General features: G+C 66.8%; 14 protein-coding genes. 1 reads left to right on the top strand and 13 read right to left on the bottom strand.

Going from position 1 to position 15,554, the window contains the following annotated elements; translation table 11 throughout:
- Positions 1 to 106: 106 nt before the first annotated feature.
- Genes M9952_07185 through M9952_07175 form a run of 3 tightly spaced genes read right to left on the bottom strand, consistent with a single transcriptional unit; the run spans position 107 to position 2,192 of the window.
- A complete protein-coding gene (locus tag M9952_07185; GenBank protein ID MCO5312705.1) occupies positions 107 to 724 on the bottom strand; it encodes a TetR/AcrR family transcriptional regulator in 618 nt (205 codons plus the stop codon).
- A gap of 56 nt (positions 725 to 780) precedes the next feature.
- Complete coding sequence (locus tag M9952_07180; GenBank protein ID MCO5312704.1) at positions 781 to 1,350, bottom strand: TetR/AcrR family transcriptional regulator; 570 nt, start codon at positions 1,348 to 1,350, stop codon at positions 781 to 783.
- Entirely contained in the window at positions 1,347 to 2,192 is an 846-nt protein-coding gene (locus M9952_07175) for an SURF1 family protein (protein ID MCO5312703.1), read from the bottom strand. Before M9952_07175 ends, M9952_07180 begins: the two co-directional genes overlap by 4 nt.
- A gap of 243 nt (positions 2,193 to 2,435) precedes the next feature.
- Between M9952_07175 and M9952_07170 the strand changes: the two genes are divergently transcribed.
- Positions 2,436 to 3,131 (top strand): hypothetical protein, encoded by a 696-nt coding sequence (locus M9952_07170; protein MCO5312702.1) that lies wholly within the window; start codon positions 2,436 to 2,438, stop codon positions 3,129 to 3,131.
- 135 nt (positions 3,132 to 3,266) lie between these two features.
- Here M9952_07170 and dapB read toward each other — a convergent pair whose 3' ends face one another.
- From dapB to rbfA, 10 genes are all read right to left on the bottom strand, one after another.
- On the bottom strand, positions 3,267 to 4,061 hold the full coding sequence (gene dapB, locus M9952_07165; protein MCO5312701.1) for a 4-hydroxy-tetrahydrodipicolinate reductase: 795 nt from the start codon (positions 4,059 to 4,061) through the stop codon (positions 3,267 to 3,269).
- A 22-nt stretch (positions 4,062 to 4,083) separates the two neighbouring features.
- On the bottom strand, positions 4,084 to 5,718 hold the full coding sequence (locus tag M9952_07160) for a serine protease (protein ID MCO5312700.1): 1,635 nt from the start codon (positions 5,716 to 5,718) through the stop codon (positions 4,084 to 4,086).
- Between the two features lie 46 nt (positions 5,719 to 5,764).
- On the bottom strand, positions 5,765 to 7,021 hold the full coding sequence (locus M9952_07155; protein ID MCO5312699.1) for an insulinase family protein: 1,257 nt from the start codon (positions 7,019 to 7,021) through the stop codon (positions 5,765 to 5,767).
- Between the two features lie 9 nt (positions 7,022 to 7,030).
- Complete coding sequence (locus M9952_07150) at positions 7,031 to 9,481, bottom strand: polyribonucleotide nucleotidyltransferase (protein MCO5312698.1); 2,451 nt, start codon at positions 9,479 to 9,481, stop codon at positions 7,031 to 7,033.
- 273 nt (positions 9,482 to 9,754) lie between these two features.
- Positions 9,755 to 11,410, bottom strand: coding sequence for an HD-GYP domain-containing protein (locus M9952_07145; protein MCO5312697.1), 1,656 nt, complete (start codon positions 11,408 to 11,410; stop codon positions 9,755 to 9,757).
- Positions 11,411 to 11,613: 203 nt separating this feature from the next.
- Positions 11,614 to 11,892: a 30S ribosomal protein S15 gene (gene rpsO, locus M9952_07140; GenBank protein ID MCO5312696.1), complete on the bottom strand. Its 279-nt coding sequence runs from the start codon at positions 11,890 to 11,892 to the stop codon at positions 11,614 to 11,616.
- A gap of 198 nt (positions 11,893 to 12,090) precedes the next feature.
- Positions 12,091 to 13,209, bottom strand: coding sequence for an alpha/beta hydrolase (locus tag M9952_07135; protein ID MCO5312695.1), 1,119 nt, complete (start codon positions 13,207 to 13,209; stop codon positions 12,091 to 12,093).
- Positions 13,206 to 14,171, bottom strand: coding sequence for a bifunctional riboflavin kinase/FAD synthetase (locus M9952_07130; protein ID MCO5312694.1), 966 nt, complete (start codon positions 14,169 to 14,171; stop codon positions 13,206 to 13,208). The genes M9952_07135 and M9952_07130 overlap by 4 nt, the downstream gene beginning before the upstream one ends.
- Positions 14,172 to 14,182: 11 nt before the next feature.
- Positions 14,183 to 15,073: a tRNA pseudouridine(55) synthase TruB gene (gene truB, locus M9952_07125; protein ID MCO5312693.1), complete on the bottom strand. Its 891-nt coding sequence runs from the start codon at positions 15,071 to 15,073 to the stop codon at positions 14,183 to 14,185.
- A 16-nt stretch (positions 15,074 to 15,089) separates the two neighbouring features.
- The gene (gene rbfA, locus M9952_07120) at positions 15,090 to 15,530 is read right to left on the bottom strand and encodes a 30S ribosome-binding factor RbfA (GenBank protein MCO5312692.1); all 441 of its coding nucleotides are present in this window, start codon (positions 15,528 to 15,530) and stop codon (positions 15,090 to 15,092) included.
- Positions 15,531 to 15,554 lie beyond the last annotated feature (24 nt).

The following is a 15,554-nucleotide window of genomic DNA, read 5'->3' as shown; positions in this document are numbered from 1 at the left end:
CCTTTGCTGGCTGGGTCGGTACTGGGTGGGTCGGTACTGGCTGGTTCGGTACTAGGTCGGTCGGTACGGGTGGGCACGGTTCGGCAGGGTTGGGTCGAAGGAACGATCAGGTGCCGGCGAGTTCGCGGGCGAAGCCGGGCAGCAGCATCGTGTTGACGAGCTCGCCCACCTCGACCGCATCGGTGAGGTCGATCAACCCGGGGGTGAAGAACACCGACAACACGATGCGCGCCCCCCATTCGACGAGCTCCTCGGCGACCTGGCGTGACACGTAAGCCCCGAGGATTGGCGCAAGCGCCGCGCTCGACGCCGACAGCAGCGGCCCGATCCGGTCGAACGCGAAATACGGCAGGAGCACCTCGGGCTCGTGGGCCATGAGGTAATGAAGGGCGGAGGCCTCATCGAGAAAGCGACCGGCGGCCACGATGGCCGAGGTCAAGATCTCCTCGACCGACCCCGCCGTCGCGGTGACCGCCACCACCTCGGCGAGGAGGCGTTCGACCTGACGGGCCGACATCGCGTCGAGGATCGTGGCGATCCCCCCGGGAAAGGCCCGATACAACGTGGCCCGGCTCAGCGCTGCGGTGCGGGCGATGTCCTCGGCCGTCGTCTTGGTCATACCCCACCGGCCGATGCACTCAAGCGCAGCGTCGAGCACCCGGTCCTCGACTCCCTGGCCGGCGTCACCGCCTGCGGGGAACTCGACGTTCATGCCATCGGTCACACATGAGACAATACGACTGAATCTGTCTCATTGTGCACCGTGTGACATATTTCACATTATCGGGAGAGGATTCCCCCGAGGAACTGGGTGCGGACCAACCGCTGCACCGACGTCCGATCGGTCAGGTCCCAACGACCAGCCGTGCCGATGTGGCTCAACACCATGCGCGCCAGATACTCCGCCGCATCATCGAGGTCGACTCCGTCGCGCAAGACCTCACGGGCCAACGTCTCCCTGAGGTATCCCACGATGAGGCCATGGAGGCGCCGGTCCGCTGCGAACAACGCCGGCAGAATCTCACCCGGTTCCAAGGTGACGAGGCGCTGCAACAGCGCATGTTCGATCATCCGACGGTGCGCCGACATCATCGCCGCGACAACGCGATCCTCGACGTCGTCATACGAGCGGACCTCATCCGCGAGGCTCCGCCAGAAGTCGGCCACCTCGCGCTCGACCGTTTCGTCGATCAACTGCTGGCGGCCCCCAGGAAAATGACTGTAGATCGTCGCCCGGGACACATCGGCCTGCGACGCAACGTCTTCGAGGGCGAACGACCCAAGCCCACCTCGCTCGGCGCAGGCGACGACCGCGTCCATGATGCGTTCGCGGGCGGTCGACCGCCTCATTCGCCGCCGACCTCGACCGTGTCGTCACGGCGTCGAGCATCGGCATGCCACATGCCCTCGGTCGGCATGTCGTCGTCGATCTGACCCGCCCGATTCCGAGCGATACGCCGCAGAACCAACGGGTACCCGATACAGGCGATCAACGTGAAAATCGCCCATTGCACCGCATAGGAGAAGTGCTTGCCCTCCGACCGAGGCGGAAGCGGATACATCGTGAGCCGTTCCTGAGCCGTCGGCGGCTCCTGGGAACCCAACAACAGGTACACCGGCTGCAAGGCCGTGCCCTGCACCTCGGCGATCGCGGCAAGGTCGAGGCGGGCGAAACGGTTGTCGCCGACATCGACCCGCTTGGTCTGCAACGATCCCGGCAACTCGGTGAGCCTCAGATACCCGGCGATCGCCACCTCACCCTCCGGCGGCTCAACCCCATCGATCGGAGCCGTGTCGTCGGTGAACGACTGCGGAATGAACCCTCGGTTCACCAGGATGGGAGCCTCGGTGTCGGACCATACGAAGGGGGTGATGACCAGTCGCCCCGGTGCGCCGTCGAGCGTGCGGTTCGGGATCGTGAACTCGTGGTCGGTGTCGTAGGTCCCCCTCGCCGAAACCGCCTGGTACTCGACATCGTCCTGGCCGGAATCGGTCGCCAGGTCGTGGCCCGCCAACACGTCACCCAACGCGAGCACCTCGCCGTGAGCGCGCTGTTCGATCCTCGCGTTGAGATCCTGCTTTTGGTGCAAGCGAGAAACCTGCCACATCATCGCTGCCAACATCCCGACCACCATCGCTGCGACGAGCACATGGGACAGCAACCAGCGCGGCTTCAATAAGAACCGATACATCGCCAGCCAAACTAGTGCCGTGGCAAGAAACGTTTGCGATGGTGCGGCGAGCCAGGGGCGGTGCTCGCAAGGCGCGGCGACGCAGAACTGGTCTTGCCCCAATTCAAGGAGTCCGAAACGCAGCGAGCGGAGCCATCTGGCCGTCGCAACGTGCAAACGTTCGCAGACACGGCACTAGTGCCGCGTCCCGCGGGTCATCCGCCGCGGACCGCAAAGGCGGAGACTTCCCGTAGTCTGACCCGCGTGACAACTGCGGACGCACCCGTCGACCTCGCGCCGAGGCGCAAACCTCCGATCTGGGTGCTCCCCACCGGCCTCATCACCTTCACCGCCGTGTTGGTGTGCGGGTGGGTCGCCAACTCCGTTTGGGCGAACTGGCAGGACACACATCCGCTGGCGCTCATCGTGTTGAGCCCGATCAACCGCCATCTCATCCTCACCGCCAACCAACTCGGTCTCGGCGAGTTCCTCGGCTTCGGCCTCGTGAGGCACCTCATCCCCGACCCGGCGTTCTATGCGGTCGGCTACTGGTTCGGGGCTCGTGCGCTGCTGTGGATCTCGGAGGGCAACGCATTCGCCACCCGACTCGTGGGCGAGGACGGTCGAGGCCTGGAGAATCCGTCGCACCGGCGCTTCCTCTACCCGCTCGCGTTCATCATGCCGAACAACTGGGTGTCGCTGTTCTGCGGGGCGGCGCGCATCCCACTGCACATGTTCATCACGGTCAACGTGTTGGGCACCCTCACCCGGCTCATGTTGTGCCGCTGGGTCGCGTCGGCCTTCGCCGATCAGGTCGAGTCACTGTCGAACTGGATCTCCGACTACCAGTTGCCCATCACGATCATCAGCATCATCGGCGTGCTCATCGCGATGACCGTTCAGCTCCGACCCCAGGGCGCCCTGCGCCAAATGTCGCGCCTCGACGACGACACGCCCTGACCGCCAGCCTGTTCTCCGATAACCAGTGGTCGTGATCACGACCACTGGTTATCGGAGAACGGGCGGTGGCAGGCGGTGAACGGGCGGTGGCAGGCGGTGAACGGGCGGTGGCAGGCGGTGAACGGGTTTGACTGGCTACAGGTCGAGCAGGACGTCGAGGCCCACCGTCAGACCCGGGCGCTCGCCGATGGCCTTGGTCGCCATCAACACCCCCGGCATGAACGAGGTGCGGTCGATCGAATCGTGGCGCAGGACCAGGGTCTGGCCGGTCGTGCCCAAGATGACCTCCTGGTGGGCGACCATGCCGCGCATGCGCACCGAATGTACCCGGATCCCCGCCGGGCCCTCGCCGCCGCGGGCCCCTTCGTACACCGTCTTCGTCGTCGGGTCGTCGCCCCAATCGTTCGAGGCCCGAGCCATACGCTCGGCGGTGAGTGTGGCGGTACCCGAGGGGGCATCGATCTTTTCATCGTGATGGAACTCGATGATCTCGGCGGTCTCGAAATACGGGGCCGCCTGCTCGGCGAACTTCATCATCAACAACGCACCGATGGCGAAGTTGGGGGCGATCAGGCAGTTCGAACGGGTGAACTCGGCGGCGAACCGGGCGAGATCCTCCTCGCTGAATCCGGTCGTGCCGACGACCGCATGGATTCCGGCCCCGGCGAGGTACGCCAGGTTCTCGAGGCTCGGTTGATAGTTGGTGAAGTCGATCGCCACCTCGACCCCGGCATCGCCCAACGTCTCGCGGTCGCCCGAGATCATCACCTCATTGTCAGCGGCGCCCGTCACGCCGGAGACCTCAAGGCCCGCATAGTGGGGGTCGACCGCCGCTACCAACTCGAGGTCCGGGTCGTCCTGAACGGCCCGACACACCGTCGACCCCATCCGGCCACCGGCACCGAACACACCCACGCGAATCTTCGTCACGGGCTGGGAGTCTAGGTCCTGGTTAGGCGGCGGACAGCGCTATTCGCACCAGCGAGGTCAGCCCCAGGTAGCCGCCGACCACGATCCGGTAGGTGCCTGCGGACTCGGCGGTGAAGGTGAGCTGTTCGGCGTTTTCGAACGGACCGGATTCTTTCTCGTCGACGTTTTCGACGCCCTCGCCCGACCCGAACAACACCGCCGAGATCAGGTCGACATCGGGCGGAATGACGGCCAACGCGATGTCCTCGGCGGGGGCCGTCGCGTCGACGGTGATCTCCTGGCCCGCCTCGACGGCGACCTCGATGATGTGCAGCGGCAACGACGGCGCCAACACCACCTCGTCGCTGTCGCCCGGTTCCAGGGTGGAGGTCGCGAACCCGACGCGGACCACCTCGAAGCCGACCGTGCTGGTGAGCGTGGCCTCGACCGCCTCGTCGGACTCGAGCCGGTCGACGTCGACGTGAACGCGGGTGTCGGCCGGAACCTCGAAGGTCAACGTGCCGGGCTCGGTCTCCGCCTCGGTCACCGAGTCGTCCAACTCGCCGTAGAACGCCTCGATCAGGTCGGTGCCCGTGACGGCGTCGACACCTTCCTCGCCGAGGAGACCATCGAACTGCCCCGAACCGGAGCCATCGGCCATCCGGGCCATCAGCTGCTCGACGCCGGTGGCCATATTGCTCGACAGCGCGAGCGCGTCCCCGTTGGGGTCGGTGACCTCGAGGGTCACGGCCTCGGCATGGTCGGTGGTAATCGTGACCGTCCGTTTCTCGGCCGCGGGAGGAATCGTCAGCGCCGCGCTCTGGCCGAGTTCGGCGAGCGACAACGTCTCGGTGGTCACGAGTCGATCCGACTCGGGGTCGCGGGTCAGCGCCGGCCAGGTGTCGCCGTCGCCCGCAAGGATCGAGTCGATCGATCGGTCGATGTCGGGGGCCGACACGGCGAACGCGTACTCGCTGCCCCACACCATCGACGTCACCCCCACCAGACGACCCTCCTGGTCGAACAGGCCGCCGCCGGACTGACCGCCGGTAATCAACACGTCCGACTGCAGATAGGTGACGTCGAACTCCTTATCGGTACGTTGACGGCCCATGATGCCCCGGGCGATCGTCGGCTCGAGATCCTCGGGGTCGGGGTCGAACAGTTCGGCGGGAAACCCGAGCGTGAACGCGTCGTCCCCACGTGCGACCTCCACGTCGCCGGCCAGCGGAATCGGGGCCACTTCGACGTCGTCGTCGAACGGGCCGAGCAACGCGATGTCGGTGACCAGATCGACCCCGACGACCTCCATCGCGTCGTAGGTCTCGCCGGCCAGAATCACGTCCGCCGAGTCGTAGGGGTCGATCACATGGGCGTTGGTGAGCACATATCGCTTTGAGTCGCGTTCGATGACGATGCCCGTGCCCGACACGTCCTCGGTGGACAGATACGCGATCGACGCGTCCCCGCACCGCACGAGCGCCTTGGCCATCGTCTCGTCCCCCTGCGGGGTGCAGGGATTGGGCACCGCCGTGGTCGTCGTCGTGTCCGCGGAACCGCCACCACTGCCGTTGTCGGAGGACGTACATCCGCTGCCCAACAGGCCCAGCGCCACCAGGGGCGGCAACAAAACCGACGAGAAACGTCGAGAACGCGAAAAGACCGTCGGGGAAGCCATATCCGGATCATCGTATCGGGCTGAATGAGCGTTCAGTTCTTGCCGATCAACCTTGTGGGCCGACCAGGGATGTGACACGTGGCGCACCGAAGATCCGGGCGGCCACGGAGCGCACATCCTCGCCGGTTACGGCGTCGATCGCGTCGAGCGACTCGCTCACCTTGAGGATGCGGCCATGGGTCTGCACGGCCGAGCCGAGCCGGCTCATCCGCGAGGAGGAGTCCTCGAGCGCCATCAGCATCGATCCGGTGAGGTAGCCCTTCGCGACCTCGAGTTCCTCGTCGTCGATCCCCTCGTCGAGCACCCGTGCGATCTCGTCGTCGATGATGCGCCGGACCTCGCCGAGGTGTTCGGGGGCCGTCGCGACAAACACGCTCTGGGTTCCGGCATCGAGGTTGCTCGCCGCCGAGGAGGACACCTCATAGGCCAGCCCACGCCGTTCGCGGATCTCCTCGTGCAGCCGACTCGACGGCCCGTCTCCGAGCGCGTGATTCAATACCGCCAACGCCACACGCTGAGGATCGGTCGCCACGATGCCGCGCCAGCCCAGGGCGAGATAGCTCTGCTCGATGTCGCGCCCGACCTCGATGTCGTCGCCCAGGCCCGCCCCCGGGGCCAGCCGCTCGGGACGCTCCCCGGTGTCGTGGTCGCAGAACGCCTCGTCCAAGATGTCGGCGAGTCGGTCGTGGTCGACCGCTCCCGCCGCGGCGAACACCAGATTGGCGGGGCGATACCAGCGATCGTGGAACCCAGCGATCTGCTCCACGGTCATCGAGGCCAGAGACTCCGGGTCGCCGAGGGTTTCGCGGCCGATCGGATGGCCGGGAAACATGGCGTCGACCAGGTTCATGAACACCACGTCGTCGGGGGTGTCGAGCGCACCGTCGAGCTCACCGAGGATCACGCCCCGTTCGATCTCGACATCCGCCGGGTCGAGGCGCGGCGTGGTGATCACCTCACACAGCAGCTTCGTGGCGAACTCGGCGTGCGGGGCCGGCACGCGCACGTAGAACACGGTGGCCTCGCGCACCGTGTAGGCGTTGAACTCTCCGCCGATCGCGTCGATCGCACGGTTGATCCACCGAGACGTGTGTTCGAGGGTGCCTTTGAACAGCAGGTGTTCGAGGAAATGAGACGCGCCAGCCAGCGCGAGAGGCTCATCTCGTGATCCGATGCCGACGAAGCATGCGATCGCCGCCGACCCCGTGAAGACCATGGTGTCGGTGGCGAGTCGGACCCCCGAGCGGAGGTCCGACAGGCGGACCTCCGCGTCGAGGGTTCCGAAATCGGTGACGTTGGTCAACCGTTCACCTCACCGGCGGCGAGGCCGGCGCGGGCGGCCACGGTCGCGGCCGTTGCCACCGCCGACTCCCTTGACCTCCGGCCCGAGCGGTCCCTGTTCGGCGCTGATGAGTTCGTCGTGGAAGTCCTCGAAGCTGGCCACCACGGCATCGCTCGCGACCGACGCGCCGCGCGACGCGGAACCGCCGGCGGCTGCGCTCGGGGCAGCGTCGTTGTCGCTACCGGCGGAGTCCGCCGCCGAAGCGGCGTCAGCTTTTGGGGACTCCCCCGCCTCCGCCGCACCGTCGCCGACCGGACGGAGGCTGATCTTGCCGTTCGGGTCGATATCTTCGACGACGACCTCGAGTTCGTCGCCGAGGCTGAGCACCGACTCGACCGAGTCGATCCGCTTGCCGCCCCCGAGCTTGGAGATGTGCACCAGGCCGTCGCGTCCCGGAAGGATGTTGATGAACGCACCGAACTTGGTGATGTTGACGACCTTGCCGGTGTAGGTGGCCCCCACCTCGGCGGTCGGCGGGTTGAGGATGAGGCGAATCTGACGCTCCGCTTCGGCCACCGCTCCCGGGTCGACCGCGGCGATCGACACCACGCCGACCATGCCGTCGTCGTCGACGGAGATGTTCGCGCCGGTCTCGCCCTGGATGGCGTTGATGACCTTGCCCTTCGGCCCGATGACCTCACCGATCTTGTCGGCGGGAATCTCGAAGCTGATGATCTTCGGGGCGTTGTCGGACACCTCGGGGCGCGGCTCGGCGATCGCTGCGGTCATCACCTCGAGGATCGCCAGGCGGGCCTCCTTGGCCTGCTCGAGCGCTGCGGCCAACACATCGGCGGGGATGCCGTCGATCTTGGTGTCGAGCTGCAGGGCCGTGACGAACTCCGACGTACCGGCGACCTTGAAGTCCATGTCGCCGAACGCGTCTTCCGCACCGAGGATGTCGGTGAGGGTCGTGTACTTGCCCTCGGCGAACACCAGGCCCATCGCGATGCCGGCGACCGGCGCCTTGATCGGCACGCCGGCGTCCATCAGCGACAGGGTCGAGCCGCACACCGAAGCCATCGAGGTCGACCCGTTGGAGGCCAACACGTCCGACACGGTACGGATGACGTACGGGAACTCGTCCATCGACGGGATGACCGGCACGAGTGCACGCTCGGCGAGCATGCCGTGGCCGATCTCGCGACGCTTGGGGCCGCGCATGAACCCGGTCTCGCCCGTGGAGAACGGCGGGAAGTTGTAGTGGTGCATGTAGCGCTTGGAGGTCAACGGCGTGATGCCGTCGATCATCTGATCCATCTTGCCCATCGCCAGGGTGGCGACGTTGAGGACCTGGGTTTCGCCGCGCTGGAACAAGCCCGAACCGTGGGTCGTCGGCAACAGGGTGACCTCGGCCGACAACGGACGGATGTCGGCGGGGCCACGGCCGTCGATGCGAGCACCCTCGTTGACGATGCGGCGACGAACCGTCGCCTTGGTCAGGCTGCGGAAGGCCGCCTTGAGCTGCTTGAGGGCAAGGCCCTCGTCGTCACCGGCGAACTCGGCCAACAACGCCGACACCGTCTCGTCGCGAAGTTCGTTCTCCGCCGCGGTGCGCTCGGCCTTGTCGGCGATCTGCTCGATGGTGTTGAGACGCTCGCCGGCTGCCGACTCGACGGCGGAGTACTGGGCGTCGGTGTAGTCGATCTGTGCCTGGTAGTCCATCACCGGCTTCTTGCCACCGGCAGCGGCGACGAGCTGGTTCTGCAGGGCGATCTGTTCCTTGATCCACTGCTTGGAGACCTCGAGGCCCTGGGCAAGGGCGCTCTCGTCGACCTTGGGCGCACCCTCGGCGTAGAGCTCCCAGCTCTTTTCGGTACCGCCGGCCTCGACCATCATGATGGCCACGTCGCCGTCGGGCAGCTCACGGCCGGCCACGACGATCTCGAACACCGAGTTGTCGCCCTCGGCATAGGACGGGTGCGCAACCCATTCGCCGCCGGCGTCGTAGGCGAGACGCACCGCACCGATGGGGCCGTCGAAGGGGACGTCGGACAGCGACAGTGCCGCCGACGCAGCGTTGATCGCCAACACGTCGTGAGGGTTCTCCATGTCGGCGCACACGACGGTGCCGACGATGTGGACCTCGTTGCGGAAGCCTTCGGGGAACGACGGACGAAGCGGTCGGTCCATCAGGCGGCAGGTGAGGATCGCCTGATCGGAGGCCTTGCCCTCTCGGCGGAAGAACGAGCCGGGGATCTTGCCGGCGGCATAGGAGCGCTCTTCGATGTCGACGGTGAGGGGGAAGAAGTCGATTCCGTCACGCACCGACTTGGCGGCGGTGGCGGTCACGAGGATTTCGGAATCGCCGAGTCGGGCGAGCACGGCACCACCGGCGAGGGCGGCGAGCTTGCCGGTCTCGAAGGATTGCACCTTGAACTCGTCTCCGCCTACGACGGACTGGACACGAATGGCATCAGCCATGTGTTTCACTCTCTTTCATTGTGCGAACGCCCCCTGTGGGCATTGTCCGCTGATGTGAGAGTGCGACGATGATCAGTTCCCAGTTGTCGATGTCCGAACGTCCACACAGTGATGTCAACCTGCGAGGCGGCCCGTGGCCACTAGCGCTGGGGCGGGGTTCGGACAGCGGCGACCAGGCACTGATCGCGGTTGTCACACTCGGTATGACACGCTAGCCGAGATCCCCTCGAATCGGTGGAATGACCCCGGTTCACCCTCAGGTTGAGGGCAATGTCAGCCGCCGTAGCCGTTGCCGCCGTAGCCGTTGTGGCCGTTGTGGCCGTTGCCGCCGTAGCCGTTGCCGTTGCCGTTGCCGTTGCCGTTGTGGCGGTTGCCGCCGTTGCCGTTCCAATTCCCATTGCCGTTGCCGTTGCCATGGCCGTTGCCATGGCCACCCCAACCTTCAGAGCCGCGATCACCGCGCCGACCGCCGCCGGACTGACCTGACCCGTCTCCAGGCGCCGCCGGCACAGGCGCTGCCGGCGCAGCGGTCGTCGGAGCGGCGGTCGTGGGCGCGGCCTTCGGCGCTGGAGCCGGAGCCGTCGCAGCCACGGTTGGGGTCGGAGCGGGAGCAGCGGTCGGAGCCGGAGCCGTCGGAATCGTCGACTCCACCGGAGCCAGCGACTGCGGCGGGATCGACGTCACAGGGGCGGCCGCTACCGGCGCAACGCCGGAGAGAATCTCTCCGAGCGCCCACCACCCCGAACCCGCACCGCCAGTGTTCTGCTCGCTGGGCGCCGCGGTTTCGCCCGCCGCCCGGGTCGCAGCGTCCGACTGCACCTCCGCACTCGCAGCGTGCACCACCAGGTCGTCGGCTGAGGCGCTCGCCGCGCCGACCACGAGCGCCGCCGTGGTCGCCATCGCCACCGCCGGAACGGCGAACGCCGAGGCCATGGCGGGAGTCGTTGCAACGGCACCGACCGCCGGAACCTGGCCGATCGCGCCCAGGAACGGCAGATGGGCCAACGCCGAGAGCGGACCCGCCACAACTCGAAGGCGCCCCAACGAGATCCCGAGGAACGCCCGTACGACTTCCGGGGAGAAATGTGCTCCGGCGCAGCGGGTCAGCTCGGCGCGGGCATCGCTGATCGACATGGGCTTCTTGTAGGAACGAGTCGCCGTCATGACCTCATAGGAGTCGGCCACGGCGACGATCGCTGCGGCCCGGGGGATCTGCGACCCGACGAGGCCCTTGGGATAGCCCGACCCGTTCCATTTCTCGTGGTGCCCGCCGATCGCCGCCACCCATTCGCCGAGGAATGGGCGAAGCGGCGCGATCAGATCCATCCCGGCGTCGGGGTGCCCCTTGAGCACGGCCCATTCCTCGTCGGAGGGCTTGCCGGCTTTGTTGAGGATCTCGTCGGGCACCATCAGCTTGCCGAGATCGTGCAGGAGGGCACCCCACTGGAGCTTTTGTCGCTCCTCGGTCGACAGCTTCATCTCCTCGCCCAGCAGATCGGCGTACAGACGCACCCGTTCCGAATGGCCACGGGTGCGGCGGTCGTGGTCGCCGATCGCCCCGATGAGCTCGACCACCTGGCGGGCCGCATCGCCCGGGTCGGCAGCCAGGCCGTTGGTTCGCGCCTCCTGCACGGCGCGCTCAAGTCGCCGGCTGCTCCCGGCGCGCAACGCGGAACGAAAGCGGGCCGGCGCCTGATCCGGAAACACCAGCGACAACTGCATGAGCGCTGCCAACGGCAGGAACCGGCGGGCGACCTTGTCAGCGAAGCGAACCGCAACGGTCGCGACCGCCACCACCAACAGCGTTCGCGCCACGGTGCCGATCACGGTGTCGGCATCGGGCAGGGCGAGGCTCGCGGCGATCGACGCGGCGGCTCCGGCCGACAACGGCACCAGAAATGCTGCGATACGAAGCAGGCGGGCGGCCATCGGGCGTGCACGCCACGAACGATTCTCGGCTGGAAGAACTGACGGACTCACCGCCGAGTGATCGGCCGCACGCCCTCAAGCCTTGACCGGTATTTCTACCTATCGGTGAAAGTACCCACCGGTGAAAGTACCCATCGGCCCCATCGCCTTTGGGCTTGGTCGCCGTCCAGCCCGCAGGGGGGCGTTCACGGCGACCAGCGGCGTCAGCGGCGCAAACCCAACTCGGCGACGATGGCGCGGTAGCGCTCGACGTCGATGTCGTTGAGGTAATCGAGGAAGCGGCGACGGCGACCGACGAGCATCAGGAGGCCACGACGGCTGTGGTGGTCCTTCTTGTGCTGCTTGAGGTGTTCGGTCAGGTGATTGATCCGGTCGGTGAGCAACGCGATCTGCACCTCGGGCGAACCGGTGTCTCCCTCTCCACGTGCGTGCTTGGCGATCGTGTCGGCCTTGGGCGGGAGATTTGCGGGGGGACGTGACATGGCGAAGTTGCTCCTGTGTGGGTTTCGGACCCGGCCTCTCGGCGGCGCACTCATCGACGCTGCACCAATGGTGCTACGCCACGAAGGCACGTCAAGACGCCAAATTGGACGGCGGTCACCCTAGCACACGAGCCGACCAACCCGCAGATGCACCGGTCAGGACAGGTCGGTCAGGACAGGTCGGTCAGGACGCGCCGGTCAGGCCGGCGCCGAGGTGGTCCAGCGAAACGTCGGACGCCAGTGCCGACCCACCACGTGGGTGACTTCGCGGGTCGGGGTGAGCTCGTGGATGAGCGCATCGGGGCGATAGAACACCGAATCGAGCTCCGCGTCGGTGGGTTCCTCGGATGTCACCCCGGCGGAGCGGATGGCTGCGGTGATCTCCTCGCTCAGCGGGCCGTGCATCAACTGCGACACGATGCTCGGCAGGGTCTCCGGGTCGCGGAGCAGCCAGGAATGGCCGCCGCCGTTCACCGTGATCAACGTCCCGTTCGCCCGCTTGGCGGCGTCGCGGGCCGTGCGCATCGGCACCGCCAGGTCGCGATCGCCGTGCAGCACATACAACGGAACACCGGCATCGCCGAGCGCGTTGAGCGAATAGCGGCTCGATCGAGAACGCAGAATCGACACCACCGGGCCCAACAGCCGCCACGGCCTGACCACATCGCCGATGATCGTGGGTAAGGCGAGCCGCAAAAACTTGATGGCCTGACGCGGGTCGGACCACAGCGGCAGGATCGTCAGCGAATCGACGGCCAACGCCGTGCCGATCGCGCCGACCAGCGGCGGGTACACCCGGAACGCGTACACCATCTTGTCCCACGTGTCGCCGACGATCGCATCGATGAGCATGACCGCGACCGTGCGTTCCGGTTGCATGGCGGCGACGTCGGTCACCATGCGACCACCCATCGAGTGGCCCGCAAGAATGCAGCGTTCGATGCCGAGCTTGTCGATGACCCGGGCCAGCAGCTCGCCGTAGGAACGGAGGTTGGCTCCGTCGGAGGGAAGCCCTCGGGTTCCGCCATGTCCCGCGGTATCGATGGCGATCACCTTGAATCCCATCGACACCAGGCGGTGGAGGGTCTGGGCGTACAGGAATCCCTCGGCGCTGAACCCGTGAACGACCACCAACGGCACCCCGTGACCGGCGACGCTGATGCCCACTTCATGGCCGTCGTCGAGCCGGATCCGACGCCGACTCAACCGCGGTGCGACAACCGGTGCGCCGTCCTCGACCACGCCTTCAGGATGTGGGCCGGGAATCGGCTCGACGCCCGAGTTGGTCGACGAGGAGTTCATCGCCATCGCGTTCATGAACGGTCCCTCTCCCTCAGATACTCCGTGGCACGCTGGCAATCGATCGCAAGTTGTGCGGTCAGTTCCTCGATCGTGTCGAACTTACGGTCGCCGCGCAATCGTTTGTGCAACTGAACCTGCACCGGTTCACCGTACAGGTCTCCGGCCCAATCGAGGGCGTGAACCTCGAGAATCGACGTCGGCTGGTCCTCATAGAACGTCGGTCGCCGGCCCTGATAGACCGCTGCGGGCAGCACCTCGGCGTTGGCACGGACGAGTTCGCCCACGTAGATCCCGTCGGCCGGCTGCAGCAACTCCGGATGAATCACGACATTCGCCGTCGGAAACCCGATGGTGCGACCGCGCTTGTCGCCGCCCACCACGGTGCCGCGGATCGTGTGTGGCCGACCCAACATGGCGTTCGCGTCCTCGATGCGTCCCTCGACCACCGCCCGACGAATCGCCGTGGATGACACCTGCTGTTCGGGCCGAGCGTCGGTCCAGTCGATCCCGACCAGGTGATGTCCGATGACCTCGAAGCCGTGCTTTTCGCCCATCTCGGTGAGCAGGGCGACGTTGCCGAGGCGCCGGTGCCCGAAGTGAAAGTCCTCCCCCACCACCACGACGCGGGCCTGCAGCGCGTCGACGAGCACCGAGGTGACGAAGTCCTCGGCGGGTTGAGCCGCCTGTGCCTCGTCGAAATGGATGACCAGCGTCTGGTCGACCCCGGTTTCGCCGAGCAGTTCAAGCTTCTGGTCGAGGTCGCACAGAAGCTGAGGGGCCACTTCGGGGCGCAACACCCGAGCGGGGTGCTGGTCGAAGGTCACCACCGTCGTGGCGAGGCCGCGACTGCTCGACATCTCAAGCAGCGAGGTGATGAGCGCACGGTGGCCGAGGTGGACGCCGTCGTAGAAGCCGATACTGACCACGTTGCCGGCACGCGGATCGACGACGTCGCTGAGCTGACGAGCAATGTGCATCGCTGCCGAACCTATCCGACCAGCACCACCGCTGGTTTCACCCTGCCGTCGCGGAACGGTTCATACATCGCCAGCAACTCCCCCGAACCGCTCACCACGGGCCACGGGCCGGGATCGTGCGGCTCCACCCCGAGGCGCTGCGAATCGAGCACCGCGCCGACACGTACCGCCGCCTCGGTGTCCTCGTCGACGACGACACGGTCGAACCCGCGCACGGCCTCGAGCATCGGCAGCGCCTCGATCGACTCAAGCGGTCGGGCATCGTCGAGGGTGAACGGGCCCACCGAAGTGCGTCGCAACCGTCGGATGTGGGCGCCGCCGCCGAGCGCACGGCCGAGATCCTCGGCGAGGACGCGCACGTAGGTACCCGAACTGCACTCGATCTCGGCCCGATACACCAGCGGGTCGCCGGTCGCCTCGAGGTCGTAACGCGTGATCGTCACCGGCCGGGGGTTGCGTTCGACCTCGATCCCCTCGCGGGCGAGCTCGTGAAGGCGACGCCCGCCGACCTTCACCGCCGACACCATCGGCGGCACCTGCATGATGTCGCCGACAAAGGTCGCCGCCGCGGCGGCGGCCTCCTGTGGACTGAAGGCCATGTCGTAGGTGGCGACCACCTCGCCGGAGTCGTCGAGGGTCGAGGTGTCGGCGCCGAAGATGATCTCGCACCGATAGCTCTTGGGGAGGAGCTGCAAGAACCGCAGCAGCTTCGTCGCTCGGCCCACGCCGAGGACCAACACCCCGGTCGCGTCGGGATCGAGCGTGCCCGAATGACCGACACGACGGGTTCCGAGCAGCCCGCGCGCCTTGGCCACGACGTCGTGGCTCGTCCAGCCGGCCTCCTTGTCGACGACCGCGACGCCGTGAACGGTCCCCTCCCCGCCCTTGCCTCGACGCCCCATATTCGACCGGCCCGGCTCAGCCCGCCGCGGCGGGGTCGCCGTCGGACCCCGGCAGATCGGCATCGCTGTCGACGCCGGCCGGGTGGACGCGGTCGTTCAAGATGTCGTCGATCCGCAACGCTGCGGCCAACACGTCGTCGGGAAGGAATTGGATCTGTGGGGTCTTGCGGGCGCGCACCGACCGATTGACGACCTGTTGGATCGGCCATCGGGCGTCGTTGAGCGCCTCGGCCACGTCGTCGAGGCGGCCCTCGTTTTCCGCCACGATCGCCGAGTAGTACACCTTCGCGGTGTTCAGATCGTTGTCGACCTTCACGCCGGTCACCGTGACGAGGTCGGCGCGTTCGTCGTCGATTCGTTCGAGTTCGGTCGCGACGATTTCGCGGATCGTCTCCGCGATGCGGTCGGTCCGGTTGAACTGATGGCGGGCCTGAGCCCGCTGCCTTGGACGTGCCATGTCACTTCCTCCTCATCGCTTCCT

The organism is Microthrixaceae bacterium (assembly GCA_023957975.1).
In the GTDB taxonomy this organism is placed as follows: Bacteria; Actinomycetota; Acidimicrobiia; order Acidimicrobiales; family Microtrichaceae; genus JAMLGM01.
Note: the sequence above shows the minus strand (reverse complement) of the source record. Positions and strands in the feature narration are given on the sequence as shown.